Origin of the sequence: Thioclava kandeliae (assembly GCF_040297545.1) — a bacterium.
In the GTDB taxonomy this organism is placed as follows: domain Bacteria; phylum Pseudomonadota; class Alphaproteobacteria; order Rhodobacterales; family Rhodobacteraceae; genus Thioclava; species Thioclava kandeliae.
Genome location: NZ_JAYWLC010000064.1, coordinates 1 through 2,233, shown reverse-complemented (window position 1 = coordinate 2,233; position 2,233 = coordinate 1). Strand labels below are relative to the sequence as shown.

At 50.0% G+C, this 2,233-nt stretch carries 2 rRNA genes; both read left to right on the top strand.

Annotation, left to right across the window (positions count from 1 at the left end):
- Positions 1-488 (top strand): 16S ribosomal RNA (locus VSX56_RS20485); the annotation flags it as partial.
- 145 nt (positions 489-633) lie between these two features.
- Positions 634-2,233 (top strand): 23S ribosomal RNA (locus tag VSX56_RS20480); the annotation flags it as partial.

The window sequence follows — 2,233 nt, the reverse complement described above, 5'->3', positions numbered from 1 at the left end:
ATCCGACTTGTCAGCTCGTGTCGTGAGATGTTGGGTTAAGTCCCGCAACGAGCGCAACCCTTGATCTTAGTTGCCATCATTAAGTTGGGCACTCTAAGGTGACTGCCGGTGACAAACCGGAGGAAGGTGGGGATGACGTCAAATCATCATGCCCCTTATGACCTGGGCTACACACGTGCTACAATGGACGGTACAAAGAGCTGCAAGACCGCGAGGTGGAGCTAATCTCATAAAACCGTTCTCAGTTCGGATTGTAGGCTGCAACTCGCCTACATGAAGCTGGAATCGCTAGTAATCGCGGATCAGCATGCCGCGGTGAATACGTTCCCGGGCCTTGTACACACCGCCCGTCACACCACGAGAGTTTGTAACACCCGAAGTCGGTGGGGTAACCTTTTTGGAGCCAGCCGCCTAAGGTGGGACAGATGATTGGGGTGAAGTCGTAACAAGGTAGCCGTATCGGAAGGTGCGGCTGGATCACCTCCTTTCTATGGAGAATTGATGAACGCTGTTCATCAATAAAGTTTCCGTGTTTCGTTTTGTTCAGTTTTGAGAGAACTATCTCTCATATATAAATGTATGTTCTTTGAAAACTAGATAACAGTGTAGCTCATATTTTTTAATTTTTAGTTTGGTTAAGTTAGAAAGGGCGCACGGTGGATGCCTTGACACTAGGAGTCGATGAAGGACGGGACTAACGCCGATATGCTTCGGGGAGCTGTAAGTAAGCTTTGATCCGAAGATTTCCGAATGGGGAAACCCACCATACGTAATGGTATGGTATCCTTATCTGAATACATAGGGTAAGGAAGACAGACCCAGGGAACTGAAACATCTAAGTACCTGGAGGAAGAGAAAGCAAATGCGATTTCCTGAGTAGCGGCGAGCGAAACGGAACATAGCCCAAACCAAGAGGCTTGCCTCTTGGGGTTGTAGGACATTCTATACGGAGTTACAAAGGAACGAGGTAGACGAAGCGACCTGGAAAGGTCCGTCGTAGAGGGTAACAACCCCGTAGTCGAAACTTCGTTCTCTCTTGAATGTATCCTGAGTACGGCGGAACACGTGAAATTCCGTCGGAATCTGGGAGGACCATCTCCCAAGGCTAAATACTCCCTAGTGATCGATAGTGAACCAGTACCGTGAGGGAAAGGTGAAAAGCACCCCGGAAGGGGAGTGAAAGAGATCCTGAAACCGTGTGCCTACAAATAGTCAGAGCCCGTTAACGGGTGATGGCGTGCCTTTTGTAGAATGAACCGGCGAGTTACGATCCCGTGCGAGGTTAAGCTGAAGAGGCGGAGCCGCAGCGAAAGCGAGTCTGAATAGGGCGTTTAGTACGTGGTCGTAGACCCGAAACCAGGTGATCTACCCATGTCCAGGGTGAAGTTCAGGTAACACTGAATGGAGGCCCGAACCCACGCACGTTGAAAAGTGCGGGGATGAGGTGTGGGTAGCGGAGAAATTCCAATCGAACCTGGAGATAGCTGGTTCTCCCCGAAATAGCTTTAGGGCTAGCCTTAAGTGTAAGAGTCTTGGAGGTAGAGCACTGATTGGACTAGGGGTCCTCATCGGATTACCGAATTCAGTCAAACTCCGAATGCCAATGACTTATCCTTAGGAGTCAGACTGCGAGTGATAAGATCCGTAGTCAAAAGGGAAACAGCCCAGACCGCCAGCTAAGGTCCCAAAGTGTGTATTAAGTGGAAAAGGATGTGGAGTTGCTTAGACAACTAGGATGTTGGCTTAGAAGCAGCCACCATTTAAAGAGTGCGTAATAGCTCACTAGTCGAGTGACTCTGCGCCGAAAATGTACCGGGGCTAAATACACCACCGAAGCTGCGGATTGATACCAATGGTATCAGTGGTAGGGGAGCGTTCTAAGGACAGTGAAGTCAGACCGGAAGGACTGGTGGAGTGCTTAGAAGTGAGAATGCCGGTATGAGTAGCGAAAGACGGGTGAGAATCCCGTCCACCGAATGCCTAAGGTTTCCTGAGGAAGGCTCGTCCGCTCAGGGTTAGTCAGGACCTAAGCCGAGGCCGACAGGCGTAGGCGATGGACAACAGGTTGATATTCCTGTACCACCTCTTTATCGTTTGAGCAATGGAGGGACGCAGAAGGATAGAAGAAGCGTGCGATTGGTTGTGCACGTCCAAGCAGTTAGGCTGATAAGTAGGCAAATCCGCTTATCGTGAAGGCTGAGCTGTGATGGGGAAGCTCCTTATGGAGCGAAGT